Below are 25,747 nucleotides of genomic sequence, written 5' to 3'. Positions count from 1 at the left end.
TAATAATTATTGTTCACACTCTGTCAACTCTACCGACTCCCGAGGGTAACCGCTCGGGGCCCCCGACGAGCCAATGAGGCCCCTCCGTGGCAATCCGGCCGCCGGGCTGCCCGATGCCCATGAACGCCAGCGGTGACCGGCATCTCGTACAGCCATATCTCCCCCGTCGGTCTGGGGCGAAACGCCACAGGCCAATATTGATAACCATTCGTTGCTGTTTTACCCTTCCGGTCCGCACCGGAGTGGCCGGAGCGCCAGCGCCCCAACCTGCGGAGTCCACCATGTTCGACGTCCAGGCCATGTTCTTCGCGGTCGGCGATCAGTGCCTGACGCCTCGCGCCGGCGGGCCTCGGGTCGCCATCGTCCGCTAGCCGCCCTGCCAACTGACCATGGAGCCCTTCTTGTCTGCCCTTCGCCGCCTCCGGCGCCGCGTCGCGCGGCCCTTCGTCGCCCTGCTGGCTCTGATCTGTGCGGCCTCGGCCCTGGCCGCTCCGCCGCGCCTGGTCACCCTCGACTGGACGGTGGCCGAGACGCTGGTCGCCCTCGGCACTCCGCCCGCGGCGGTCGCCCAGGTCGACGCCTATCGCGCCTGGGTAAAGAACCCCGCCCTGCCGGACTCGGTCACCGACCTGGGGCTACGCACCCAGCCCAACCTCGAGCTGCTGGCCGACCTCGCCCCCGAGCGCATCCTGATCTCGCCGATGTTCGCCAACCTGACGCCCCGCCTCGAGCGCATCGCGCCGGTGGACAACCTGTCGCTCTACAGCCCCGGCCGCGACACCTGGACGGAGATGCGCGAGCTGACCCGCCGGGTCGCCGGCATCGTCGGCCGTTCCGAGGCCGCCACCCGGCTGATCGAGGACACCCAATCGCGCCTGGCGACCCTCGGCGAGCGGCTCGACGAGGGCACCCCGCCCCTGCTCATCGTACAGTTCATGGATGCCCGCCATGTGCGGGTGTTCGGCGACAACGGCCTCTACCAGGCGGTGCTCGAGCGCCTGGGCCTCACCAACGCCTGGACCGGCACCACCAACGCCTGGGGCTTCTCTCTGGTGCCGATCGAGGCCCTGGCCGGCCTCGACGCCCGGCTGGTGGTGGTCGAGCCCTACCCGGCCGGTGTCCGCGAGGCCCTGGCCGACAGCGGCCTGTGGCAGCGGCTGGTCGCACCGGACCGCGGCACCCCGCTGACCCTGGCCCCGGTCTGGAGCTTCGGCGCCCTGCCCTCGGCGTCGCGCTTCGCCGAGCTGCTGGTGGCCGCCCTGGAGAACGACCATGTCCGCTGACGCCCTTTCCTCTCCTGCCGCGCCGCGCCGACTGACGCCGGGACGCGCCTGCCTGCTGCTCGGCCTGGCGCTGGTGGCGCTGGCCCTCGTCCACCTGCACGCCGGCCCGGGCCTGGCGGACGGCCTGGCCGCGCTGTTCGCCGCCCCCGGCGCGGCGACCGCCCCCCTGGTGCTGCACTTCGCCTGGTGGCCGCGCCTGGCCATGGCGCTGCTGGCCGGCGCCGGCCTGGCGCTGGCCGGGGTGCTGATGCAGCAGGTGCTGCGCAACCCGCTGGCGGCGCCCACCACCCTGGGCGTGGCCAGCGGCGCCAACCTGGGGCTGATGGTCGCCAACCTGGCGGCACCGGGCCTGCTGGCGCTGGGCCGCGAGTGGGTGGCCCTGGCCGGCGGCGGCCTGGCCATGGGCCTGGTGTTCCTGCTCGCCTGGCGGCGCGGCCTGTCGCCAGTGGTGGTGGTGCTCGGCGGGCTAGTGGTCAACCTCTACCTCGGCGCGCTGGCCATGGTGCTGCTGCTCTTCCATCAGGAGGAACTCAAGGGCCTGCTGATCTGGGGGGCCGGTTCGCTGGCCCAGAACGGCTGGCAGGACGTCGCCTTCCTGGCGCCGCGCCTGGCGTTGGGCGCCCTGCTCGCCGCCTGGCTGCTGCGCCCGCTGGCGGTGCTGGAGCTGGACGACGCCAGCGCCAAGAGCCTCGGGGTGTCACTCAAGTGGCTGCGCCTGGGCGGGCTCGGCCTGGCGGTGTTCCTCACCGGCTGCGTGGTCAGCGTGGTCGGCGTGGTCGGCTTCATCGGCCTGGCGGCGCCCAACATCGTGCGCCTGGCCGGCGCCCGCCGGCTGGGGGCGCGGCTGGTCTGGTCGACGCTGCTCGGCGCCCTGCTGCTGGCGACCACCGACCAGCTGCTGCAGCGCTATGCCGGCATCCTGCCGACGCTGATTCCCACCGGCGCCACCACCGCCGCCCTGGGCGCCCCGCTGCTGCTGTGGCTGATTCCCCGCCTGCGTCTCACCGGCAATGCCCCGCCACACGAGGCCCATACGGTCGGCTCCCGACACCCGTCGCCGCGGCGACGGGCCGCACTGCTGGCCGTGGGCCTGCTCGGCGTGGCCGTCCTCGCCGTCTTCGCCGGCCAGGGCGGCGACGGCTGGCAATGGGCCTCGCCGGGCCATGGCGAGCTGCTGCAGTGGCGATGGCCCCGCCTGCTGGCCGCCGCCGGCTGCGGGCTGATGCTGGCCATCGCCGGCACCCTGATCCAGCGCCTGACCGCCAACCCCATGGCCAGCCCCGAGGTGCTCGGCATCAGCGGCGGCAGCGCCATCGCCCTGATGGGGGCGATCTTCCTGCTGCCCGCCCCGGGCAACCTGACGCTGGTCGGGGTCGGCACCCTGGGCGCCCTGGCGACCCTGGCGGTGCTGGTGCTGGTCAACCGCAAGAGTGGCTTCCAGCCGGCGCGCCTGCTGCTCACCGGGGTGGCGATCACCGCGCTGTTCGAGGCAATAAAAGCCGTGGTGCTGGCCGGCGGCGACCCGCGCGGCCAGCAGATCATCGCCTGGCTCTCCGGCTCCACCTACTACGTCGACGCCACCAGCGCCTCGACGGTGACCGGCGTCGCCCTGCTGCTGGCGCTGGCGGCCGCCCCCCTCGCCCGCTGGCTGGACATCCTGCCGCTGGGCAGCGCCACCGCCGCCGCCCTGGGCATCCACCTGCGCCGGGCACGGCTTGCCCTGTTGCTGCTGATGGCCCTGCTCACCGCCGCCGCTACCCTGGTGGTGGGGCCGCTGTCCTTCGTCGGCCTGCTGGCGCCCCACATGGCCCGGCTGCTGGGTTTCGCCCGCGCCCGGGCCCATCTCGCCGGGGCCGCGCTGATCGGGGCGCTGCTGATGGTGCTGGCCGACTGGCTGGGCCGGCAGCTGCTGTTCCCCCAGGAGATCCCGGCCGGTCTGGTCGCCTCGCTGCTCGGCGGCGCTTACTTCATGTGGGGGCTGAGACGACTATGAACACATCGCACCTGCCTGGACAGCGCCCTGCCGTCCTGGGCCTCGCTATCCTGCTGCTGTCGCTGTGGCCGCTGCTGGCCGCGGCCCATCCCCACGGCTGGGTGGACGTCTCGGTGCGGGTCATGACAGATGAACAGGGACGAGCCGAGGCGCTGCAGCAGCGCTGGCGCCTCGATCCCTTCTACAGCCAGCTGCTGCTGGAGGAACTGCGCGCCGCCAAGGGCGAGGCCTCGATGGAGGCACGCCTCGACCGGCTCGGCGTGGAGATCCGCCATAACCTCGCGCCCAAGCACTACTTCACCCACGTGACCCGGGACGGACGGCCGGTCGCGCTCGGCGAGGTCGACGACATCACCACCCTGGCCCGAGATGGCCGCGTCGAGCTAATGTTCCGGCTGCCGCTGGCCACGCCCCTGCCCCTGGACGGGGCGCCGATGCGCTATCGCATCTATGACCCGACCTACTATCTCGAGGTCGTGCACGAGGCGGACAACGAAACGCCCAGGCCGGACGCGCTGCGCGTCGCCGGCGCCGACTGCACCACCCGCATCCTGGCCGCCGATCCCGATCCGGCCAAAGTCGCCGAGGCGGCCAGCCTCGACCGCGGAGAACAGGCGGAGGAAGGACTGGGACGCTTCTTCGCCGAAACGGGAGAAGTGCAATGCAGCCCTCACTGAAGCGCACGAAATCTGCGCCGCGCTGGCCCTGGCTGGTCGGGCTCGGCGCGCTGACCCTGGCGGTGCTGGCCAGCGCCTGGTACATCGCCGGCCAGGGCCTCGGCCTGGAGCTGGTCGCCTGGCAGCGGGACCTGCATCGCGCCCTGACCGAGGCGATCACCCGCCTCGGCGCCGCTCCGAGCACGACCGCCTGGCTGAGCCTGCTGGGCCTGAGCTTCGGCTATGGGGTCTTCCATGCCGCCGGGCCCGGTCACGGCAAGGCGGTGCTCAGCACCTACCTGCTCAGCCAGGGTGGCGCGCTGCGCCGGGCGCTGCTGCTGTCCTGCCTGGCCTCGCTGCTGCAGGCGCTGGTGGCCATCGGCCTGGTCACGGTGCTGGTCCACGGCCTGGGCTGGCTGACGCGCCAGGCCATGGGGTCGGTATTCTGGCTCGAGCAGGCCAGCTATCTGCTCGTCGCCCTGCTGGGGGGCTGGCTGTGCTGGCGGGCACTGGCCGGGCACGGCCACGCTCACCGGGCCGACGCTCATACTCACGACCATGACCATGACCATGACCATGACCACGACCACGACCACGACCACGACCACGACCACGACCACGACCACGACCACGACGCGCATGAGTGTGACTGCGCCCATCACCTGACGCCCGACCAGGCCGCGGACTGGCGCGGCGCCCTGGCAGTGGTGGCCTCGATCGGCATGCGCCCCTGCAGCGGCAGCGTGCTGCTGGTCGGCGCCGCCTCCCTGCTGGGGCATTACTGGAGCGGCGTGCTCGCGGTACTGGCCATGGCCGCTGGCACGGCCCTGACGGTCTCGGCGCTGGCACTAGCCAGCGTGATGGCCCGGGACTGGGCCGAGCGCCGCCTCGCGCGCTCGACGCTCGGCTCGGGCATCGAGCGCTGCCTGCGTGCGGCCGGCTTCGCCGGCGGCGCGATCATCCTGATGCTGGGGCTCTCGCTTTTCGTGGCCGGGGTGAAGGCCCCCGCGGACCTGCCGCTGCTCGACACGCCCCCCACGACCTCGCCCTCGCCTTTCGGCGGCTAGTCGGCCGCACGGCCACTCCCATGCCACGGGTCGCCTGGCCCAAACGACGGCGCCCGGCCAGTGGGCCGGGCGCGGGAGGCTCGATGAGCGGGGCCGCTCAGAAACGGTAGCTGAGGCTACCGATCACGCTGCGCGATTCACCGTAGTAGCACCAGTAGTCACAGCTGGCGACGTATTCCTTGTCCGTCAGGTTATTGACGTTGACCTGGGCCCGCCAGCTCCCGGCGAAGTCGTAGCGGGCCATAGCGTCGACCAGGGTGTACTCAGGCACCGAGACATCGCCGTAGACGCTGCCGCCGACGTAGCGCACGCCGCCCCCCAGCTTGAGCCCTTGCAAGGCACCTTCCTGGAAGGCGTAGTCCAGCCAGGTCGAGGCCTGATGACGCGGAATCAGGCTCTTGCGCTGGTCGTCTTCATCTTCAGCGTCGGTGTAGGTATAGGCAGCGGTGAGCTGCAGCTGGTCGGTGAGGTAACCGACGCCCTCCAGCTCGAACCCTCGGGAAGTCTGCTTGCCGCTCTGCTCCTGACGGCCGCCATCGGGCGAGGTGACCAGGCTATTGCGCTGCTCGAGGTCGAAGACCGCCGCGGTGACGTAGCCATCCCACCCCGGGGGCGCCACCTTGATCCCGGCCTCCCATTGCTCGCCCTCGAGCGGCTCGTAGAGACGACCGTCGTCATCGACGCTGGCCTGCGGCTCGAAGGACTCGGTATAGCTCAGATAGGGGTTGATGCCGTGGGCGCCAAGATACATCACGCCACCGGACCAGGAGACCTGGTCGTCGTCGGCACGTTGCGTAGTCCCGGTGGTGCGATCGACGTTATCGGTCTGTGCCTGGTCGTAGCGTACGCTGCCGAGCAGCACCCAGCGGTCGTCGATTCGCAGCTGGTCCTGCACGTAGAGGCCGGCCTGCTGCTTGTCGATCTCGCGATCGGTCAGCTGGTCCTCGGACACCGGGGTAAAGTTGCCGTACTGGGGATCGAAGATGTCGATGGGCGAACCGAAGGGGTAGGGATCGGCTTCCTTGCCCTCGAGGCCCAGGTCCTGATAGCCGACGCCGAGCAGCAAGGTGTTCTCCGTGCGATCGGTATACCAGTTGCCGATCAGGCGGTTATCCATCGTCCAGCTATCGATCTCGCCATCGCGGTAGACCAGGCCCCGGCCGGCGGTACGCTCGTCGAGCTGGGCCAGCACGTAGGTGCTGCGCAGCTCCAGGTCCATGTGGCTGTAGCGCAGGTTCTGCTCGAAGCGCCAGGTATCGTCGAGACGATGGCGCAGCTCATAGCCGATCGACGCCTGGGTGCGCTCGTTCTTGTCGTAGTCCGGCTCGCCGTAGCTGGTCTGCGGATCGACCTTGCCGAACGGGGTGTCCTGAACGGTGCCGTAGAGCAGCTTGAAGGGATTGGTCGGTACCCCGTCATCCTTCTGCACGCTGGCCAGGAAGGTCACGCTGGTATCGTCGCTGAGATCCACCGCCAGGCTCGGTGCGAAGTAGTAGCGCTCGTTGTCGGTGTGGTCGAGATCGCCGTCGCGCTCCTTGTAGAGCCCCACCAGACGATAGCGGACGTCGCCGCTCTCGGTCGCGGGCCCCGAGGTATCGACGGCGAACTGGCGATAGGCGCGGTTGCCGACCTGGACCTCGATCTCGCCCTGGCGCTCGGCGGTGGGCCGCTTGCTGACGGCGTTGATCAGGCCACCCGCCGGCGCCTCGCCGTAGAGGATCGATGACGGCCCCTTGAACACGTCGACGCTTTGCAGGCCATAGGGCTCGGGCAGCCACTGGTAGTAACCGGTCCGATAAATGCGCAAGCCGTCCTGGTAGGTGGACTGGTCGAAGCCCCTCACCTTGAACCAGTCGGTATCGTTATCCGCCCCGTAATGGCCGGAGAGCACGCCGGCCCGGTAGCGGAATGTCTCGTCGAGGCGCTGGACGTTGCGTTCGTCGAGTTCTTCCCGTTCGACCGTGGAGACCGGACGCGGCGTCTCCACCAGCGGGGTGGCCACCTTCAGGGCGGTGGCGCTGACCACCAGGCGATCGGACGCGATATCGGTGACGTCGTCCTGGGCCAGTGCCAGGGAAGATGCGCCGACCAGGGAGAGGCCCAGGCCATAGCGGACGGCGGCTGTCAGGGGAGACAACCGCCATAGGCGGGAGGATGCACGCATGTTGTATGCCTCGGAGAGCAGGGAGCAAGGGAGAGCCAGTACGGAACGATATGTTCGACATTAGCGATCAAATGGATGATAATCGCTTTTATTTAGATAGGCAATTTCCCTTCCCGCCCCGCCACCCGGTGGCGTCACGAACGCGCTCCTCCTCACGCCATCCTCAGGGCGTCGCTTCGTCCAGCCGTGCTACGGCATCTCGGCTGACCCGCTCCCGCTGACGCCCCGTCAGCTCGCTCAGGCGTCCGCCGTGCATCTCCAGCAGGCGATCGGCACGATCGAAGTAGTGATCGTCATGGCTGATGGCCAGCACGGTCTTGCCCATGTCCCGCAGCCGCGGCAGCAGCTCATGGTAGAAGACGCGTCGGAACTGCGGGTCCTGATCGGCGGCCCATTCATCCAGCAGCAGCAGGTCGCGCTGTTCGGCGACGGCCATCAGCAGCGCCAGACGCTTGCGCTGCCCCTGGGAGAGTTCCGGATTGGTCACGCGCTGTCCCTCGAACGCCAGCTTGTCGCGCATCGCCAGGTGCTCGAGCCACGCCTCGACCAGCGCCGGGTCGGGCGTCGCCCCCTCGGGACCGACCAGGTCCGTGAACTGATGAAAGTCGGTGAAGACCGCGGAGAACCGCTGGCGATACGCCGCTCGGTTGGCCTCGTGCATCGGCTCGCCGTCCAACAGCAGTTCCCCCGTCTCGGGGCGATACAGGCCGGTCAGCAGCTTGGCCAGGGTCGACTTGCCGCTGCCGTTGCCGCCGATCAGGAACACCAGCTCGCCGCGACGCAGAGTCAGGTTCAGGGGGCCGACCCGAAAGCCCGGCGTCCCATTGTCGCCGGCATAGGCGAAGCTCACGCCGCGCAGGGTCAGGGCCTGCCAGTCGCCCGCCGGGGCCTCGGCCACCGCGAAATCCGGCCGCGGCTCGGCCAGCGCCAGCGCGGCGATCTTGTCGAAGGCCACCTGAGCGCTCAGCAGCGTCGGCAGGGCCCCCACCGCCTGGATCAAGGGCGTGCGCAGGAACAGCAGCGTCAGCGAGTAGGTGGCCGCCACCGAGGTGCTCGCCCAGCCCAGCCCGTTGGCCAGGTAGAACACCACGCCGATGGCCCCGAGCATCATGATGTTGGACCAGTTGACGGCGCTCAGGTGGTAGGTATCGGCGCGGATGATCTGCTCGCGATAGTCCCGGGCGTCCGGCTCGTAGCGCTCCCGGTAGAGGCGCCGCGCCCGCCCGCGGTTGAGCGCCAGTTCCTTGCGCCCGTGGATGACCGCCTCGTAGTCACGATAGAGCCGATCCTCGCTCTCGCGCACCTGCGCCAGGTGCCGGTAGACCCTCGCCACCAGCCAGGAGCCGCCGGCGATGGTGACCGCCAGCCACAGGGCCGTCACCGCCAGCAACCCGGGCGACAACCAGCCCAGGTACAGCGCCGAGCCGATGGTCAGGATCACCCCCTGCACCAGTTCGGGCAGCCGCACGAAGGCGATGGTGATGTTACGCACGTCGCTCGACAGGCTGGCCAGCAGCTCGGCGCTGCCCAGCCGTTCCAGCCGCTCCACATCGGTATCCAGGATCTGCTTGACCAGCCGCCCGCGCAGGCCGTAGACGAAATGGTGCCCAAGGGTGGTCAGCGCCAGCTGGGACGCCAGGGTCACCACCAGCAGCGCAACGATCACCCCCAGGAAGGCCGGCAGCACCCCCGTCGGGTCGCCTATCGTCTCGATCAGCCGCCGGTTGATGAAGGCGATGGCACCGATGCCGAGCCCGGCGCTGGCCAAGCTGAGCAACATGACGGCCAGGAAGGGCCAGCGATAGTGGCGAAAAACGACGCGCAGCAGTTCCACGAAGCATCCTTGAACCATAAGGGAGGGCGAAGGGCATTGTCCGCCCCTGAGTGCCGGCGTCAATGCGTCTCGAATCCGTGCCAGCGCCAAGCATCGCGACTGTGCCGCTTCATTGCAACAGCAAATGAAAAACGTTATCGTTCGCTTCGATTTTTACTGCCGCATCAAGTAATTAAAACAAGAAAAGCTAATATATCGAATCGAACAAGGGACATTCCTCACCATGTCAACGCTACAACGACAGCGCCGATCTCGACTGCGCCTGCTGCCCCTCGCCCTGTGCTCCGCCCTGCCCGCCACGGTCCTCGCCCAGGCCACCACCACTGTCGAGTCCACTCAGGCGAGCAGCGGCGGCAACGAGCTTAACCCGCTGGTGATCACCGCGACCCGCAATCGCAGCACAGAGGGCGAGACCCCGCAGAAGGTCACCATCATCACCCGCGAGCAGATCGAGCAGCAGCTGGCGATCACCCAGGACCCGGGCCAGGTGCTCAGCAACCTGATCCCCTCCTACTCGCCCAGCCGCCAGAAGCTCTCCAACGCCGGCGAGACCTTCCGCGGCCGTGCGCCGCTGTTCCTGGTCGACGGCGTACCCCAGTCCAACCCGCTGCGTGACAGCAGCCGCGACAGCTACACCATCGACCTGTCCATGGTCGAGCGCATCGAGGTCATCCACGGCGCCAGCGCCGAGCACGGCCTGGGCGCCACCGGCGGCATCATCAACTACGTGACCAAGCGTCCCGACGGCGCCGGGGTTCGCCAGCATGCCGGCGTCAGCTTGACCAGCGACGACGACTTCGAGTCGGACGGTTTCGGCCACAAGCTGGACTACCGCCTCAGCGGCCAGACCGGCGACTGGGACTACGTGGTGGCCGCCAGCCGCCAGGAGCGCGGCGTCTTCTACGACGGCAACGACGAACTGGTGGGCATCGCCTATCCCGGCGAGCTCCAAAACTCCGAGAGCTACAACCTGCTGGCCAAGGTGGGCTACTGGATCGACGACAACCAGAACATCGAGGCCTCGATCAACCGTTTCGAACTGGAAGGCGAAGGCGACTACGTCCCGGTGGCCGGCGACCGCGATGCCGGCGTTGCCACCACCGCGCGCAAGGGCAACCCGGACGGCGATCCGGGCTTCAACGAGGTCACCACCGCCCGGCTGTCCTACTCTCACGACGACTGGTTCGGCAACAGCCTGGACGCCCAGCTCTATACCCAGAACTTCCGCGCCCAGTTCGGCACCACGCCCTACTTCCCCTACCAGGTCGACGGCGAGACCCGCTTCGATCAGACCCGCAACGAATCCGACAAGGTGGGCGCCAAGTTCACCCTGTCCCGCGACGGCCTGCTGAACGACCGCCTGACCCTGACCACCGGCCTGGACCTGCTGCAGGATGATACCCGCCAGATGCTGGTCCATACCGGGCGTACCTATGTGCCGGAAAGCCAGTTCCGTAACGTGGCGGCCTTCCTCCAGGGCGACCTCGACGTCACCGACTCGCTGAGCCTGCACGCCGGCGTCCGCCAGGAACATGCCGAGCTGGAAGTCGACGACTTCTCGACCATCGACCGCAGCAACGTGACCCAGGACAACGTCAGCGTCGAGGGCGGCAACCCGGACTTCGATGAGACGCTGTTCAACGCCGGCATCGTCTACCAGGCCACCGACTGGGCCCAGCTCTACGCCAACTACTCCGAGGGCTTCGGCATGCCCGACGTGGGCCGGGTGCTGCGCGGCATCGGCGATCCCGGCCAGGACGTCGACAACCTGCTGACGCTGCAGCCGATCGTCACCGACAACCGCGAGATCGGGGCCCGCTTCGACTGGGATCGCTACGGCCTCGAGCTCAGCTACTACGAGTCGAACTCCGACTTCGGCGAGCGCCTGACCGAGGAGAATGGCACCTGGGTCGGCAGCCGCGAGAAGACCGAGATCCAGGGAGTCGAGATCACCGGCGAGGCCCGGGTGAACGATGCCCACCAGCTGCGGCTCAGCTATACCCATGCCGAGGGCGAGTCCGACACCGATGGCGACGGCAGCGTCGACACCGAGCTGACCGGCATCAACATTGCCCCGGATACCCTCAAGCTGGCCTGGAGCGCGACCTGGAACGACAAGCTATCTTCGCATCTGCAGTACAGCCACTACTTCGACCGCAGCATCGACGACCCGGCGCTGGAGTTCGACGGCTATGGCCTGGTCGACGCCTCGCTGACCTATCGCCTGCCCGTGGGCCGTACCAGTCTGGGCGTGGAGAACCTCACCGACGAGGATTACTTCACCTACTATTCCCAAGCGGCTCGCATCAGCGATGAGTACTACTTCAAGGGCCGGGGCCGTACCCTCACCCTGAGCTATCAGCTCGACTTCTGAGTCTTCACCTCCGATTGAACTAGCTTGTTGAGCGGCGCCCCGGGGCGCCGCTTTTTTTTATTACCCCACACTCCCCACCCTCGCTTCTCGCCCCTCTCCAATTGACAACGTTTTGCATTCACCGCGGCGCCCTGTCATCATCCAGCCCCCAAGCCGCGTCCCCAGCGGCAGGCCGCCGGCCGAATGCTCCCCGCACCCCGCCGAGTGAGAGTCCATGCCGAATGTGTCCGCGCATGGCGGAAGGGTATTGATCAGCGTGCTGCTGGGTACCTTTACCGTCAGCCTCAACAACAGTGCCCTGAACCTGGCGGTGGCCGAGCTGATGGCCACCTTCGAGGCCCCCGCCACGACGGTCAGCTGGGTGGTGACGCTGTTCATGATCGCCATGGGCATGACCATGCCGCTGACCGGCTACCTGGCCGACCGCTTCGGGCGCCGGCACATCTACCTGCTGGGCCTGTGGGGCTTCCTGGCCGGCTCCGCGCTGGGCGCCCTGGCCCAGAGCCTGGCCGGCATCATCCTCGCCCGCGGCCTCCAGGGCGTGGCGGCGGGGTTGATGATTCCCCTGTCGCTGTCGCTGATCTTCTCCGCCTACCCCGCCGACCAGCGCGGCCGAGCCAGCGGCATCTGGGGCTTCGCGGTGATGATCGCCCCGGCCATCGGCCCGAGCGTCGGCGGACTGCTGCTCGAGATCAGCCACTGGCGGGCGCTGTTTCTGATGAACATGCCCTTCGCGCTGCTGGGGCTCGTGTGCGGCTATCGCAATCTTCCCGCCGAGGCCGCCAATCGCCGGCGTCGCTTCGACCTGCCCGGCTTCGCCTCGATCACCCTGGGCATGGGCGCGGTGCTGTTCTCGCTGAGCCGGGTGGAAACGCTGGCCGACCTGGGACATGCCCGGGTGCTGGCGCCGCTCGCGCTGGGCCTGCTGGCACTTGCGCTGTTCGTGCGCCTCGCCCGGCGCGCCGAGGCGCCGCTGCTCGACCTGTCGCTGTTCGCCCATGGCGGCTATCGGCTCAGCGTCGTGCTGGCTTGCCTGCAGTCGATCATCCTGTTCGGCTGCATCCTGCTGGTGCCGCTGTGGATGCAGAACGCGCTGGGATTCGGCCCGCTGACCACCGGCCTGACGTTCCTCGCCACCGCGCTGGCCGCCTCCTGCTGCTCGCCGGTGGCGGGACGCCTGATCGACCGCTACCCGCCCCAGTGGTGCATCGGCGCCGGCCTGCTGCTCACCCTGGTGAGCCTCGCGGGCCTCGGCACCCTGACCGAGGCCACCCCGGTGTGGGTCATCTCGGCCTGGATGGGCCTGCGCGGCCTCGGCCTGGGCGGCGCCTACCTGCCTTGCACCACCGTGGGCATGAAGGACCTGCCTGAGGGCAGCGTCGCCCAGGCCTCGGCGATGAACAACATGGCCCGCCGGCTGGTCTCGTCGCTCGGCATCGTCGCGCTTTCCCTCTACTACGACACCGCCGTGCAGGCCGCCCTGCAACGGGGCATGCCCTACACCGAGGCGAGCGCCGCCGCCCTCCACCACGCCTTCCTGGCCCTGGCAGTGATCGCCGCGCTGTGCCTGCCGCTGGCCTGGCGACTGGGGCGGACCGTGACGGCCCCGGTCCGGGCATCCGGACACGACCTGCCGACCGCGCCCGCCAGGAGGCCGCAATGATCCCCCGCGCTCGAGCCCGACGCCGATGGCCGGCCGCACTGCTGGCGGCCCTTCTACCGCTGGGGGCCGCCGCTGCCGACGGTGGCCATCGCGTCGCCCATGCCTTCGGTGAGACGCAGATTCCCGCCACCCCGCAGCGCATCGTCACCCTCTACCAGGGCGCGACGGACAGCGCGGTGGCGCTGGGCATCACCCCGGTGGGCGTCGTCGATGCCTGGCTGGAGAAGCCCATGTACCGCTACCTGCGCGACGACCTGGCCGGCGTCGAACACGTCGGCCTGGAGACCCAGCCCAACCTGGAGAAGATCGCCTGGCTGGACCCTGACCTGATCGTGGCCACGCGCTTTCGCCACGAGCGGGTCCGGCCGCTGCTGACGCAGATCGCCCCCACGGTGGCCACCGACACTGTCTTCGACTTCAAGGCCAGCCTGGCGCTGCTGGCCGAGGCCACCGGCCGCGAGACCCGCGCCGGGGAGCTACTGCGCGACTGGGACGCCCGGGTGGCGGACTTTCGCCGACGCATCGAAGCGACCCTGGGCGACGCCTGGCCCCAGAAGGCCGCCGTGGTGCGCTTCAAGAGCGACCACGTACGGCTCTACTCCACGGGTTTCGCCGGCTCGATCCTCGATGAGCTGGGCTTCGAGCAGCCGGATGCCGTGCAGGACCAGGGCTGGGGCATGAAACTGACCAGCGAGGAGAACATCCCGGTGCTCAACGCCGACGTGATCTTCGTGCTGCTCGAACCCGACCCCGCCATCGAGCGGAACTACCGGCACTGGCGCTCACACCCACTCTGGCAGCGTCTTGACGCCGTCGAGGCCGAGCGCGTGTTCGAGGTGGATACTGTGAACTGGATCATGGGCGGCGGCATCCTGGCCGCCAATGCCATGCTGGACGACCTCTACCGCCACTACGGGCTGGATCATCCCGTCGCGCACGAGGCGCCTGGCGCGGCCGGGGCGAGCGAATCGACCGCAACGGCCGGCTGCTACGCCGAGTCCGACGCCGGGTCCCTGTCCCACGACGCGGGGGGCGAAGCATGCTGAACCGTGGTATCACCCGGGGCCTGGGCCTGCTGCTGGGCCTGGCGCTGACCGCCGCGGCCTTCGCGGCCAGCGTCATGCTGGGCACCACCGAGATCGCCGCGCCGACCTTCGTCCAGGCGCTGCTGCACTACGACCCCGCCCGGGTCGCGCACATCATCATTGCCACCGAGCGCCTGCCGCGGGCGGTGATCGCCGCCCTGGTCGGCGCCAGCCTGGCCATCGCCGGCGCCCTGATGCAGACCATGACCCGCAACCCCCTGGCCTCGCCGGGCCTGCTCGGCATCAACGCGGGGGCCATGTTCTTCGTGGTGATCGCGGTCTCGCTGCTGCCCCTCCATGCGCCGGCCGACGTCGTCTGGGCGGCGCTGCTGGGGGCCCTGGTCGCGGCCTGCCTGGTGGTCGCGTTGAGCCGCGGCCGCCATGGCGAGCTGTCGCCGCTGCGGGTCGTGCTGGCGGGCGTGGCCATCACCGCCATGTTCGTCTCGTTCAGCCAGGGCCTGCTGATCATCGACCGGCAGAGCTTCGAGAGCGTGCTCTACTGGCTGGCCGGCTCGGTGTCCGGTCGCGAGCTGTCACTGGTGGTACCGCTGCTGCCGCTGTTCGGCGGCGCCCTGCTGCTGTGCGCCCTGCTCGTCCGCCACGCCAATGCGCTGCTGCTGGGCGACGACATGGTCAAGGGGCTCGGCATGCGCGCCGGCACCATCAAGCTGCTGCTGGGCCTGGCGGTCATCCTGCTGGCCGGCAGCTCGGTCGCGCTGGCCGGCATGATCGGCTTCGTCGGGCTGATCGTGCCGCACATGGCGCGGGGGATCTTCGGCGTCGACCACCGCTGGCTGCTGCCGGCCTGCGCCCTGCTCGGCGCGAGCCTGCTGCTGCTGGCCGATGTGGTCTCGCGCTTTTTGATGGCCCCGCAGGATGTCCCGGTGGGGGTCATGACCGCCCTGATCGGCACGCCCTTCTTCATCTACCTGGCACGCAGGAAACCGGCCTGACCATGTCTCACTCTCTGTCCCTGACCGGCGAAGACGCCGCCGGCATCGCCCCTCGGCGGTGGCGCGACCTGGCCATCGCGAGTCTGCTCGGGCTGCTGCTGGTCGCCAGCATGGGCCTGTCGCTCTCCCTCGGCAGTTTTCCCACTCCGTTCGGGAAGATGCTGCACGCCCTGGCCGCCCCCCAGGACAGCGACATCGCCTTCATCGTCTGGGAGCTGCGCCTGCCGCGCATCGTGCTGGCCGTGCTGGTGGGCGCGGCCCTGGCGGTGGCCGGCGCCATCCTACAGGGCATCGTGCGCAACCCGCTGGCCTCGCCGGACGTGATCGGCATCACCAGCGGCGGCGCCTTGGCCGCCGTGGCCTTCCTGGCCCTGTTCGGCGGCGTGCTGAGCGTCCACTGGCTGCCGGCCGCCGCGCTTACCGGCGCGCTGCTGGCGGCCCTGCTGGTGTTCCTGCTGGCCTGGCGACGCGGCATCACGCCCTCGCGCATGGTGCTGGTCGGCATCGGCCTCTCCGCGGCGATGGGCGCCTTCACCACCCTGCTGATCGTGATCAGCGACGATGCCGCCGCCATGACCGCCTACGTGTGGCTGACCGGCAGCCTCTACGCCGCCCAGTGGCAGGACGTGCTGGGTATGCTGCCCTGGCTGCTGGTCGCCGTGCCGCTGTGCCTGACCCGGGCGCGGCACCTGGATGCCATGGCGCTGGGCGATCACGTGGCCCAGGGGCTAGGCGTGAACGTGCTGCACAGCCGGCTGGTGCTGATGGCCTGCAGCGTGGCTCTGGCCGGGGCGGCCGTGGCCTTCGCCGGCGGGCTCAGCTTCGTCGGCCTGATCGCGCCGCACATCGCCGCCCGGCTGGTGGGGCGCGGCTTCGCCCGGCTGGTGCCCGCCGCCGCCCTGGTCGGCGCCCTGATCGTGCTCTACGCCGACCTGCTGGGCCGGGTGGCCTTCCTGCCCAAGGACCTGCCCGCCGGCATCTTCGTCTCGGGAGTGGGCGCGCCCTTCTTCGTCTATCTGCTGCATCGCACCCGCTACCAGCGTCAATAAAGACAACCGTGCGCCAAGCGTTGAAAATGAGAATGTTTTGTCCTAGGGTTGCGAGCCCGAGACCACGCCGACGAGCCGCCCCATGCCTCCGACCCCAGCCAAGCCGCCACGATTGACGGGCGAAGCCCTGTGCGCCGGGTACGAATCCCGACGCGTGCTGGACGGCGTCGACCTGGACGTGCCCGAAGGCAAGCTGACGGTGCTGCTGGGGCCGAACGGTAGCGGGAAATCGACGCTGCTGAAGACGCTGGCGCGTACGCTGACGCCCAGCGCCGGCCGGGTCTGTCTCGATGGCGAGGACATCCACCGCCGTAACACCCGGGAGGTAGCGCAGCGCCTGGGCATCCTGCCCCAGGGCCCCTCCGCTCCGGAGGGCCTCACGGTCAGGCAGCTGGTCGGCATGGGCCGCTTTCCCCACCAGCGGCTGTGGCGACAGGACGCCGAGCGAGACGCCCGGGCCGTCCGCGAGGCGATGGCCTATGCCGACGTCACCGAGTTCGCCGAGCGCAGCGTCGATGCGCTGTCCGGCGGCCAGCGGCAGCGCTGCTGGATCGCCATGGTGCTGGCCCAGCAGACGGACCTGATCCTGCTCGACGAGCCCACCACCTTCCTCGACCTCAAGGTGCAGGTGGACCTGCTGGAACTGCTGTCCCGCCTGGCCCACGAGCACGGCCGCACCCTGCTGCTGGTGCTGCATGACCTGAACCTGGCGGCGGCCTACGCCGATGAGCTGGTGATGATGCGCGACGGCCGGATCGTCACCCGCGGCACCCCGGCCCAGGTGTTCACGGCCGCTAATCTCGCCCGCGTCTTCGATCTCGATGCCCACGTGCTCGAGGATCCCGAGACGGGCAGCCCGATCTGCGTGCCCCACCGGCGGCCGGGGATGCCCGCCGCCCGGCCCGCGTCGGCCACCCTCGAAAGGTGTCGCGTGTCATGAGCCATGTCTTCTGCAGCGATCTCAGCCGCGAGCAGGACGACCCGCTGGCCGGCAGTGGCGCTCACGCCGAGCACAACCTGCTGATCAGTTGGCCCCGCGCCAAGTGGACCCGCAAGGCGCGCCAGGCCAGCGACATGCCGGACGGCCTGGTACGCACGCTCGAGGCCATCGCCGCCGAGGGGCGTCGGGTCAACCTGATCCATCGCCATGACCAGCCCGACGGGATCCATCGGGTGTTCCTGATGCCGGAGCGTCGGGGCTTCGTCGTGCCGCGGGAGGCCCTGGAGGCCTTCCTGGCCGCCTGGCAGTCGGGCGAACCGCTGACGGCATGGGAAGAGGAGACGCTCGAGCGGGACCTGCTGCTGTGCTGCACCCACGGCAAGAAGGACAAGTGCTGCGCCCGGTACGGCTACCGGACCTACAAGGCACTGGCGCGGGAGGTCGCGACGCATGAACTGCCCTTCGAGGTCTGGGAGAGCAGCCACCTGGGCGGCTGTCGCTTCGCCGCCAGCGTCATCCTGCTCTCGCCGGTGCGCAAGTATGGCCGCATCACGCCGGAGCAGGCACGGCCCTTCCTGGAGGCCGAGGCCCGCGGCCAGCGCTTCCTGCCCGGCTATCGCGGCGATGCACGGCTGACGCCCGCCCAGCAGTGCGCCGAGCTCGCCGCGCTGTCGCGCCTGTCGTCTCCGCGGCTGACGCTGCTGGAAGACCGCGGCGACGAGCATCGTCGCCATCAGCGGTGGCACTGGGAAAGGGAGGGGGAACGCGGCCTTCTGCGTATCGTCTGCGAGACGACCACTGTCCAGCGCGTCGACATGTGCTCCGACCTGGGCGAGGGCCCCACCGACAGCCTGGTCTGGCGGGTCAGCGAACTGGAGGCGGAGGAGGCCTGAGGCTCTCCCGGCGGCCACGGGCCGCCGTGAACGGTGCCCCCGTCAGCGACGCCCCGGCTCGAGGATCTCCCGGGCCAGCTCGCGCCCGGCGGGGGTCAGGTTCAGGGCCTCGCCGCTATCCTCGATCAGCCGTCGCTCCCGGCTGCGCGTCACCACCCGGCGCGCCTTGGCGTCGTCCCACAGCAGGTGCTCGCGCAGCGCCCGGGTGACATTCTCCTCGTGCTGCTCGGGGCTGCCCTCGTGGTTGTAGAGGTGCACGGCCAGGGTACGGATCTCGTTGAGCCGCCGCTGACCGCGGCGCCGCAGCCACTGGGCGAAGACCCCATAGCGAGGCCCGCCGAGGAAGGCCAGCAGCAGCAGCACGCCGGTCATCACCGCCATCATCCCGCCGATCGAGACGTTCCAGGCCACCGCCAGGGCATAGCCGCTGACGCTGGCCAGGATCGACACCAGGCTGCCGTAGACGAACATCAGCCACAGACGGTCGGTGAGCAGGTAGGCGGTGGCCGGGGGCACGATGACGAAGGCCACGAACAGCACCGCCCCCACGGCATCGAAGGCCGCCACCGCGGTGCCGCTGGTCAGCAGCAGCAGACCGTGGAACAGCAGTCCCGGCGCCAGCCCCAGGGCCCGGGCCAGGCCCTCGTCGAAGGTGGCAAGCTTGAGTTCCTTGTAGAAGCAGCCGACGAAGACGGCATTGAGCAGCGTCATGGCGCTCATCGACAGCAGCGCCTGGGGCACCCGATAGTCGCCCAGGGTCACGGTGTCGAGCCACACGAAGCCGATCTCCCCAAGCAGCACCGTGTGGGTGTCGATATGCACGTCCCGGGCATAGAGGTTGAGCAGCAGCACGCCGATCGAGAACAGCACCGGGAACACCAGGCCGATGGCGGCGTCCTGCTTGACCCGCCGGGTGCTGACCAGCAATTCGGTGAGCACCACCGTGAACAGCCCGGTCAGGGCGGCGCCGAGGATCTGCACCGGGCCGCTCTGCTGGTGGGTGAGCAGCCAGACGATGACGATGCCGAACACGATGGCGTGGCCGATGGCATCCGAGAGCATGCTGTTGCCGCGCAGCACCAGGAAGGTGCCGACCAGCGTCGAGGCGATGCCCACCAGGGCGCCCACCAGCATGATCATCAGCGGCGCGCTGTCGAACATGGCGGCCAGCATCAGGCGCCCTCCCCGTTCAGCGAGGCCAGGATCCGCTCGGCCTCGGCGAGCCCCGCCGGGGTCAGCAGCCAGCGATGCGGCGGCCCGGGCTCGCCGGGCGGGGCATGGCCCCACTCGACCAGGCCGCGACGCTCGAGCTTGCGCAGCGCGGAGCGGGTGCGCAGCCCGTGGTAGGTGTCGAGCAGGCCCTGCTCAGAGCGGAACACCGGGTCCTCGTGATGGGCGGCGAGCCGGTAGAGGGTGGTCAGCACCTGCTGCTGGCGCAGCCGGCGACGCCCGCGCCATAGTCGCAGCGCCTCCCACACCAGGCCGCGCCCCGGGGCCAGGGCGATCGACACCAGCACCACCGCCGAGACGCTCAGGATGATCAGCGGGCCGGTGGCCAGCCCCCGGGACAGGGCGCTGAGCAGCGCCCCCAGCACCCCACCGGCCACGCCGATGGCCGCGGCCAGCCCCACCATGCCCTCGAGGCGTCGGCTCCACTGGCGGGCTGCCACCGCCGGGGCGATGATCATCGCCGCCATCAGCACCACCCCGACCATCTGCAGCCCCACCACCACGGCCAGCGCGACCATCACCGTCAGCAGCACCTCGAGCCACATCACCGGCAGCCCCAGGGAAGCGGCGAACTCGGCGTCGAAGGTCACCAGCTTGAACTCCTTCCACAGCGCCGCCACCAGCGCCAGGGCGAGCGTCGTGACCCCGGCCATGATCCACACGTCGGAGCGCAGGGTGGCCGCCGCCTGGCCGAACAGGAAGGCGTCGAGCCCGCCCTGGGCGGCATTGTTGGTGCCCTGGATGTAGGTGAGCAGCACCACGCCGAGGGCGAAGAAGGTGCTCAGCGCGATGCCCAGGGCGGCATCGGTCTTGAGCCGGCTCAGCCGGGTCAGCATCAGCATCACCAGGGCCGCCAGGGCGCCGGTGACCAGCGCCCCGACCAGGATGCTGCCCAGGTGGCGGGTCCCGGCGATGATGAACCCCAGGCAGACCCCGGGCAGCGCCGCATGGGACATGGTATCGCCGAGCAGGCTCTGGCGGCGCAGCACCGCGAAGCTGCCCAGCACGCCGCTGATCAGCCCCAGCAGGGCGGCGCCGGCCATGACGTTCTGCAGGGTGTAGTCGCGAAACAGGCTCAGCAGCAGGTCCATCACGCGCCGGTCCCCTCCCCGGCGAGGAAGTCGGCCTCGTCGAGCAGGGCGATCTGGCCGCCGTAGGCCCGGCGCAGGTTGTCGGCGGTGTAGACATCGCGCACCGGCCCCTGGGCGATGACCCGGACGTTGAGGATCAGCAGCCAGTCGAAGTAGCTGCGCACCGTCTGCAGGTCGTGGTGCACCACGATCAGCGTCTTGCCCTGGTCGCGCAGGCGCCGCAGGATGTCGACGATGGCCTTCTCGGTGGTGGCGTCGACCCCGGCCATGGGCTCGTCCAGGAAATAGATGTCGGCCTGCTGGACCAGCGCCCGGGCCAGGAACACCCGCTGCTGCTGGCCGCCGGAGAGCTGGCTGATCTGGCGCTGGGCGAAGTCCTGCATGCCGACCTGCTCCAGGGCCGCCAGGGCCTCGTCGCGCTCGCGGCGCCCGGGCCGCTTCAGCCAGCCGAGCCGGCCGTACAGGCCCATGGTGACCACGTCGAGGGCGGTGGTGGGGAAATCCCAGTCGACGCTGGAGCGCTGGGGCACGTAGCCCACCCGGCGGCGGTGTGCCTTGTAGGGCAGGCCGAACAGCCGCACGTGGCCGGCCACCGAGGGCACCAGCCCCAGCACGCTCTTGATCAGGGTGCTCTTGCCGGCCCCGTTGGGGCCGACGATGCCCGCCAGCACCCCGGGCGGCACGTCGAAGTCGATGTCCCACAGCACCGGCTTGCTGTGATAGCTGACGGTCAGGTCCTCGATGTGCAGGGCGAGGTTCGGTTCGTGCAACTGCTGTGTCATGGAATGCCTTAATGATGCGTGCAGGCCGCGACGCTCAGGCCCCGGGGACGTTCCAGTTCGAGGCCCAGTCGTCCAGCGCCTCGGGCAGCGGGGCCGGCGTGCCGCCGAGCGCCTCGACGACGTGGCGGGTGTTGGTATAGAGCATGCCGATATAGGTGCCGTCGGCGCTGCCCGCCTCGCCCATGGCATCGGAGTACAGCTGGCCGCCGATCTCCACCTCCTGGCCGCGCTGGCGGGCGGCATCGATCACCGCCTGAACGGTGCGCGGGTTGATGGTGCTCTCGACGAACACCGCCGGCACCTGGCGCTCCACGACTACGTCGGCCATGGCGCGGATATCGGCCACGCCGGTCTCGGTCTCGGTGCTGATGCCCTGGATGCCGGCGACCTCGATGCCGTAGGCACGGCCGTAATAGTTGAAGGCGTCATGGGCGGTGACCAGGATGCGCTGGGCCTCGGGAATCGAGGCGATGCTCTCGGCCACCCAGTCGTGGAGGGCGGCGAGCTGTCGCCCGTAGGCCTCGGCGTTGGCTTCGAAGGTCTCCGCGCACTCGGGACGCGCCTCGGCGAAGGTGTCGGCCACCACCGGCAGGGTCTTCGCCCACAGCGAGACGTCCATCCACAGGTGGGGATCGATGCCGTAGACGTCCTGGACGCTGATCAGTTCCCCGGCATCGATCGCCGCCGGCGACACCGCCAGGGTGGGCTTGATCTCGGCGAAGCGCCCCAGCACCTCGCCGAGCTGGCCCTCCAGGGAATAGCCCGAGTAGAGGATCACCTCGGCCCGCTGGAAGGTGGCCACATCACGGGCGCTGGCCTGATAGAGGTGCGGGTCCACGCCGGGGCCCATGATGCCCGTGACGTCGACACACTCGCCACCGACACGCGCGGCCACATCGCCGAGCATGCCGATGGTCACCACCGCCTTCAGTGGTTCGGCCGCCTGGGCCGACCCCAACGAGGCGCCCAATGACAAGGCGAGCCCCAGTGCCGCCCTTCCAATTCGCATATACGCCTCCCGCGTTCAAGACCATCGCAGATATATCATCCTACCGATGCCGGAGTAAAAGCGCCGTCTTTACATTTCGTTACCCAGTGCACCGAACCTCGGCCATTGCGAGAACACTAATGGAGTGACGCGCCGCCTAGCGGCGCCATGGACACCGACTCAAGGAGAGACGCCATGACTCGCGACACCCTGCGCCTGCCGACCCTGACCGCCGCTCTGCTCGCCGCCGGCCTGGCCTGGAGCGCCGGCGCCCAGGCCGCGCCCCAAGGCCTCTACTCCGCCGACGAGCTACTCGATGCCGACGTCTATACCCAGGCCGATTCCGCCCAGTCGATCGGCGAAGTAGAGGATGTGCTGCTCGACGACGACATGCGCCTGCGCGCCCTGGTGGTCGACACCGGCAGCCTGCTCGACCTGGGCGACAAGCAATACGTGGTCGAGGCCGACCAGTTCCAGGTTGAAACCCGCCACGGTGAGCGGATCGAGGACATCGAGTACCGCGTCACCCTGAGCCTCGACGCCGCCACCCTCGCCGAGCAGCCGGAATACACCGACGGCTGGTGGAACCAGGCCCGCGACAACATGCGTCAGGCCTGGGAAGACACCCAGGAAGGCGCCGCCAGCGCCTGGGAGACCACCCAGGAGGGCGCCTCCAACGCCCTGGATCGCATCGGACAGGCCCTGCAGAACGCCGGCGAGAGCGCACAGAAGGCCGCCGAATAATACGCCCCACGACACTTCCCCTATCCTCACGTGCCCCGGCCCTCGCCGGGGCACGTCGCGTTCAGGCCCGACGCAGGTCGGCCAGCAGCGGCGCGCCGGTGGCAGGATCCGGAACCAGCGTGCAGGCCACCCCGTAGAGCTCGTGTACCAGCGCCTCGGTGACCACCTCGGCGGGCGCGCCCTGGGCGACGATCGCCCCGTCGCGCATGGCCACCAGGTGATCGGCGTAGCGACACGCGCTGGCCAGGTCGTGCAGCACCAGCGCCAGAGTCCGCCCGTCGGCGGCCAGCCGCCGCACCAGCTCGAAGACCTCCAGCTGGTGGCCCAGGTCCAGCGCCGAGGTCGGCTCGTCGAGCAGCAGCAGCGGCGTCTGCTGGGCGATGGTCATGGCGATCCAGGCCCGCTGTCGCTGGCCGCCGGAAAGCGCCTCCAGCGGCCGCTCGGCCAGCGCCTCCAAGCCGGCCGCGGCCAGCGCCTCCTGCACCGCCCGCTGGTCGTCGCCGGACCACTGGCGCAGCCAGCCCTGATGGGGTTGGCGGCCGAAGCGGATCAGGTCGCTCACGGTCAGCCCCTCCGGCGCGCTGGCCTCCTGGGGCAGCAGCGCCAGCCGCCGGGCCAGTTCCCGGGCCGGCAGGCGCTGGATGTCCTCGCCGTCGAGCAGCACCGCGCCGGCGCTCGGCGCATGCAGGCGGGCCAGCCCAGCCAACAGGGTCGACTTGCCGCAGCCGTTGGGGCCGACGATGGCGGTCACCTTGCCCGGCGGCAGCTCGACGGCCAGGTTGTCGATGATGGGGGTGCGGCCATAGGCCAGGCTCAGCTCGCTGGCCTGGAGGCGATGGAGCACGGTCATGGCGATTTCCTCTTGGCGGGACGCATCAGGATCCACAGCAGCCAGGGCCCGCCGACCACGGCGGTGACGATACCCACCGGCAGTTCGATAGGCGCCAGCAGCAAACGCCCCGTCAGGTCGGCCAGCACCATCACCAGGGCCCCGGCCAGCGCCGAAGCGGTCAGCGGCACGCCCCGGGTCGAGGACAGCGAGCGGGCGATCTCGGGGCCGATCAGCGCCACCATGCCCACCGGGCCGGCCACCGCCACCGCCAGGGCAGTGAGCAGCACCGAGAGCCCCAGCACCTGGCCGCGCCGGCGGCGCAGCCCGACGCCCAGCCCGCGGGCCACGGCGTCGCTGAAACGCATCAGCGACAGCGAGCGCGACAGCGCGATGGCCAGCGGCCAGCCCACGGCCAGGCCGAGGGCGAGCACCGTGACGGCGCCGCCCGGGCGGGCGTTGAGGGTGCCCACCGTCCACGGGTAAGCGGCGTTGGCGGTGTCGATGTCCACCCTTGCCAGCAGCAGTTGGGTGACGGCGCCGAAGACCGCGCCGATGCCGATGCCGGCGACGATGAAGCGATAGCCGCGGGTATCGCCGCCGCTGGCCACCCCGAAGGTGATGGCCGCCGCGGTGGCGGCCCCGGCGAGCGCCATGGCCGGCGGTGCCAGCGACACGCCGAGCCCCACGACGGAGGCCACGGCGAAGGCGGTGGCGCCGTTGTCGATGCCGATGATGCCCGGCGTGGCCAGGCGATTGCGGGCCAGGGTCTGCATCAGGCAGCCGGCCAGCGCGAAGGCGGCGCCGGTCAGCCAGGCCGCCAGCAGGCGCGGCAACCGCAGCTCCTGGACCACGAAGGCGGCCATCACATCGCCCTCGCCGTGCAGCGCCGCCCAGGCGCTGGCGGGTGACAGCCACTGCTGGCCCAGGCACAGGTAGGCCAGCGAAGCCACCACCAGCAGCGCCAGCAGCGCCAGGCCGACGCCCAGGGCGCGGCGCTCGACCAGCAGGTGCCACTCGCCACGGGCCAGCCGCCAGCAGCCGGGAGGCGGCGCCACCGGGACAGTTCGTGGCAGGGACTCGGCGCGCTGCGCCATCGGGACGGTCTCTGACATGGGCCTCACATGACTCTCCGGCTCACAGGGTCGGCAAACGGCGGGCCCGCACCACGGCCACCAGCACCGGGGCGCCGACCAGCGCGGCAAGCACCCCCAGCGGCAGCTCCGAGGGCGCCACCACCAGGCGCGAGACCACGTCGGCCGAGAGCACCATCAAGGGGCCCAGCGGCAGGCACAGCCACAGGGTGCGGCGGATGTCGGGGCCAGCCAGGGAGCGCGCCGCGAAGGGCACCACCAGGCCGACGAAGGCGATCGGCCCGGCGATCGCGGTGGCCGCGCCCACCAGCAGCGCCACCGCCACCACCACCAGGGCCCTCACCCGTCCGGGACGATGGCCGAGCCCCGAGGCGACCCGCTCGCCCAGCGCCAGGGCAGCCAGGGGGCGGGCGATCAGCGCGGTGACGGCGAGTGCCAGGGCCAGGCTGGGCAGCACGGCGACAAGGTCGTCGAGGCGGCGCCCGGCCAGGCTGCCGACCACCCAGAAGCGAATCTCGTCGGCGGTGCGCTGATCGAACAGCAGCAGTAGTGAAGTCAGGGAGGCGAGCAACGCCGAGAAGGCGGCACCGGCCAGTACCAAGCGCACCGGATCATCGCCCAGGCCTCGCAGACGCACCACGCTCATCACCGACAGGCAGCCGACCAAAGCGCCGACCTGAGCCACGGCCACGCGCAGGGTCGCCGCGCTGGCGCCGAGCCACAGCGCCACGGCCACGGCGAAGGCCGCCCCGGCGCTGACCCCGAGCAGCCCCGGCTCGGCCAGCGGATTGCGCGACACCGCCTGCAGCAGTGCCCCGGACACGCCAAGCGCCAGCCCCACGGCGATGCCGATCAGGGTCCGCGGCAGACGCAGCGTCTCGACCACGAAGCGGGCCTCTTCGTCGCCCTGGCCGACGAGCGCTGCCAGCGCCCGGGCCGCCCCGACCTCGCCGGCGCCCCACAGCAGGCTGGCCAGCGCCGCCACCGAGAGCAGGCCCGTGAGCAGCAGCAACATACTCGAAAGCCCCGCCGGAG

At 70.1% G+C, this 25,747-nt stretch carries 21 protein-coding genes; 12 read left to right on the top strand and 9 right to left on the bottom strand.

The annotated features are described in order from the left end of the window. Window positions 1-389: 389 nt before the first annotated feature. Genes ACGTN6_RS01790 through ACGTN6_RS01775 form a run of 4 tightly spaced genes read left to right on the top strand, consistent with a single transcriptional unit; the run spans window position 390 to window position 4,999 of the window. Window positions 390-1,283 carry an iron-siderophore ABC transporter substrate-binding protein gene (locus tag ACGTN6_RS01790; protein ID WP_394589511.1) on the top strand — a complete coding sequence of 298 codons (894 nt, stop codon included), beginning with the start codon at window positions 390-392 and terminating at the stop codon, window positions 1,281-1,283. Continuing rightward, window positions 1,273-3,276, top strand: coding sequence for a Fe(3+)-hydroxamate ABC transporter permease FhuB (gene fhuB / locus ACGTN6_RS01785; protein ID WP_394589510.1), 2,004 nt, complete (start codon window positions 1,273-1,275; stop codon window positions 3,274-3,276). Before ACGTN6_RS01790 ends, fhuB begins: the two co-directional genes overlap by 11 nt. Next, complete coding sequence (locus tag ACGTN6_RS01780; protein ID WP_394589509.1) at window positions 3,273-3,953, top strand: DUF1007 family protein; 681 nt, start codon at window positions 3,273-3,275, stop codon at window positions 3,951-3,953. Before fhuB ends, ACGTN6_RS01780 begins: the two co-directional genes overlap by 4 nt. After that, window positions 3,938-4,999 (top strand): nickel/cobalt transporter, encoded by a 1,062-nt coding sequence (locus ACGTN6_RS01775; protein ID WP_394589508.1) that lies wholly within the window; start codon window positions 3,938-3,940, stop codon window positions 4,997-4,999. Before ACGTN6_RS01780 ends, ACGTN6_RS01775 begins: the two co-directional genes overlap by 16 nt. A 97-nt stretch (window positions 5,000-5,096) precedes the next feature. Here the strand turns inward: ACGTN6_RS01775 and ACGTN6_RS01770 are convergent, their stop codons facing one another. Then, window positions 5,097-7,163: a TonB-dependent siderophore receptor gene (locus ACGTN6_RS01770; protein WP_394589507.1), complete on the bottom strand. Its 2,067-nt coding sequence runs from the start codon at window positions 7,161-7,163 to the stop codon at window positions 5,097-5,099. A gap of 163 nt (window positions 7,164-7,326) precedes the next feature. Beyond that, window positions 7,327-8,997: a multidrug ABC transporter permease/ATP-binding protein gene (locus ACGTN6_RS01765; RefSeq protein WP_394589506.1), complete on the bottom strand. Its 1,671-nt coding sequence runs from the start codon at window positions 8,995-8,997 to the stop codon at window positions 7,327-7,329. Window positions 8,998-9,220: 223 nt separating this feature from the next. On the opposite strand from ACGTN6_RS01765, the gene ACGTN6_RS01760 reads away from it, so the two are divergent. The 7 genes from ACGTN6_RS01760 to ACGTN6_RS01730 all read left to right on the top strand — a co-directional run bounded on the left by ACGTN6_RS01760 (window position 9,221) and on the right by ACGTN6_RS01730 (window position 17,954). Beyond that, the gene (locus ACGTN6_RS01760; RefSeq protein ID WP_394589505.1) at window positions 9,221-11,371 is read left to right on the top strand and encodes a TonB-dependent receptor; all 2,151 of its coding nucleotides are present in this window, start codon (window positions 9,221-9,223) and stop codon (window positions 11,369-11,371) included. A gap of 214 nt (window positions 11,372-11,585) precedes the next feature. Further along, window positions 11,586-13,034: a DHA2 family efflux MFS transporter permease subunit gene (locus tag ACGTN6_RS01755; protein ID WP_394589504.1), complete on the top strand. Its 1,449-nt coding sequence runs from the start codon at window positions 11,586-11,588 to the stop codon at window positions 13,032-13,034. Next, window positions 13,031-14,080 carry an ABC transporter substrate-binding protein gene (locus ACGTN6_RS01750; RefSeq protein ID WP_394589503.1) on the top strand — a complete coding sequence of 350 codons (1,050 nt, stop codon included), beginning with the start codon at window positions 13,031-13,033 and terminating at the stop codon, window positions 14,078-14,080. The genes ACGTN6_RS01755 and ACGTN6_RS01750 overlap by 4 nt, the downstream gene beginning before the upstream one ends. After that, window positions 14,074-15,072: a FecCD family ABC transporter permease gene (locus tag ACGTN6_RS01745; RefSeq protein WP_394589502.1), complete on the top strand. Its 999-nt coding sequence runs from the start codon at window positions 14,074-14,076 to the stop codon at window positions 15,070-15,072. The genes ACGTN6_RS01750 and ACGTN6_RS01745 overlap by 7 nt, the downstream gene beginning before the upstream one ends. A 2-nt stretch (window positions 15,073-15,074) precedes the next feature. Further along, entirely contained in the window at window positions 15,075-16,121 is a 1,047-nt protein-coding gene (locus ACGTN6_RS01740; RefSeq protein ID WP_394589501.1) for a FecCD family ABC transporter permease, read from the top strand. An 82-nt stretch (window positions 16,122-16,203) separates the two neighbouring features. Then, entirely contained in the window at window positions 16,204-17,061 is an 858-nt protein-coding gene (locus ACGTN6_RS01735; RefSeq protein ID WP_394589500.1) for an ABC transporter ATP-binding protein, read from the top strand. After that, entirely contained in the window at window positions 17,058-17,954 is an 897-nt protein-coding gene (locus tag ACGTN6_RS01730) for a sucrase ferredoxin (RefSeq protein WP_394589499.1), read from the top strand. Before ACGTN6_RS01735 ends, ACGTN6_RS01730 begins: the two co-directional genes overlap by 4 nt. Before the next feature lie 42 nt (window positions 17,955-17,996). Here ACGTN6_RS01730 and ACGTN6_RS01725 read toward each other — a convergent pair whose 3' ends face one another. Genes ACGTN6_RS01725 through ACGTN6_RS01710 form a run of 4 tightly spaced genes read right to left on the bottom strand, consistent with a single transcriptional unit; the run spans window position 17,997 to window position 22,066 of the window. After that, entirely contained in the window at window positions 17,997-19,127 is a 1,131-nt protein-coding gene (locus tag ACGTN6_RS01725) for a metal ABC transporter permease (protein ID WP_394589498.1), read from the bottom strand. Further along, entirely contained in the window at window positions 19,127-20,275 is a 1,149-nt protein-coding gene (locus ACGTN6_RS01720; RefSeq protein ID WP_394589625.1) for a metal ABC transporter permease, read from the bottom strand. Before ACGTN6_RS01720 ends, ACGTN6_RS01725 begins: the two co-directional genes overlap by 1 nt. Further along, window positions 20,275-21,057: a metal ABC transporter ATP-binding protein gene (locus tag ACGTN6_RS01715; RefSeq protein WP_394589497.1), complete on the bottom strand. Its 783-nt coding sequence runs from the start codon at window positions 21,055-21,057 to the stop codon at window positions 20,275-20,277. The genes ACGTN6_RS01720 and ACGTN6_RS01715 overlap by 1 nt, the downstream gene beginning before the upstream one ends. 34 nt (window positions 21,058-21,091) lie before the next feature. Beyond that, on the bottom strand, window positions 21,092-22,066 hold the full coding sequence (locus ACGTN6_RS01710; protein WP_394589496.1) for a metal ABC transporter solute-binding protein, Zn/Mn family: 975 nt from the start codon (window positions 22,064-22,066) through the stop codon (window positions 21,092-21,094). Window positions 22,067-22,240: 174 nt separating this feature from the next. On the opposite strand from ACGTN6_RS01710, the gene ACGTN6_RS01705 reads away from it, so the two are divergent. Beyond that, a complete protein-coding gene (locus tag ACGTN6_RS01705; protein WP_394589495.1) occupies window positions 22,241-22,789 on the top strand; it encodes a PRC-barrel domain-containing protein in 549 nt (182 codons plus the stop codon). A gap of 61 nt (window positions 22,790-22,850) precedes the next feature. Here the strand turns inward: ACGTN6_RS01705 and ACGTN6_RS01700 are convergent, their stop codons facing one another. Genes ACGTN6_RS01700 through ACGTN6_RS01690 form a run of 3 tightly spaced genes read right to left on the bottom strand, consistent with a single transcriptional unit; the run spans window position 22,851 to window position 25,727 of the window. Further along, window positions 22,851-23,639, bottom strand: coding sequence for an ABC transporter ATP-binding protein (locus ACGTN6_RS01700; protein WP_394589494.1), 789 nt, complete (start codon window positions 23,637-23,639; stop codon window positions 22,851-22,853). Next, window positions 23,636-24,733 (bottom strand): FecCD family ABC transporter permease, encoded by a 1,098-nt coding sequence (locus ACGTN6_RS01695; RefSeq protein WP_394589493.1) that lies wholly within the window; start codon window positions 24,731-24,733, stop codon window positions 23,636-23,638. Before ACGTN6_RS01695 ends, ACGTN6_RS01700 begins: the two co-directional genes overlap by 4 nt. A 22-nt stretch (window positions 24,734-24,755) precedes the next feature. After that, entirely contained in the window at window positions 24,756-25,727 is a 972-nt protein-coding gene (locus ACGTN6_RS01690) for a FecCD family ABC transporter permease (protein ID WP_394589492.1), read from the bottom strand. Window positions 25,728-25,747 lie beyond the last annotated feature (20 nt).

This window comes from Halomonas sp. B23F22_20 (genome assembly GCF_043496985.1).
Taxonomy (GTDB): Bacteria; Pseudomonadota; Gammaproteobacteria; order Pseudomonadales; family Halomonadaceae; genus Halomonas.
This window is presented reverse-complemented; position numbering and strand designations above follow the sequence as displayed.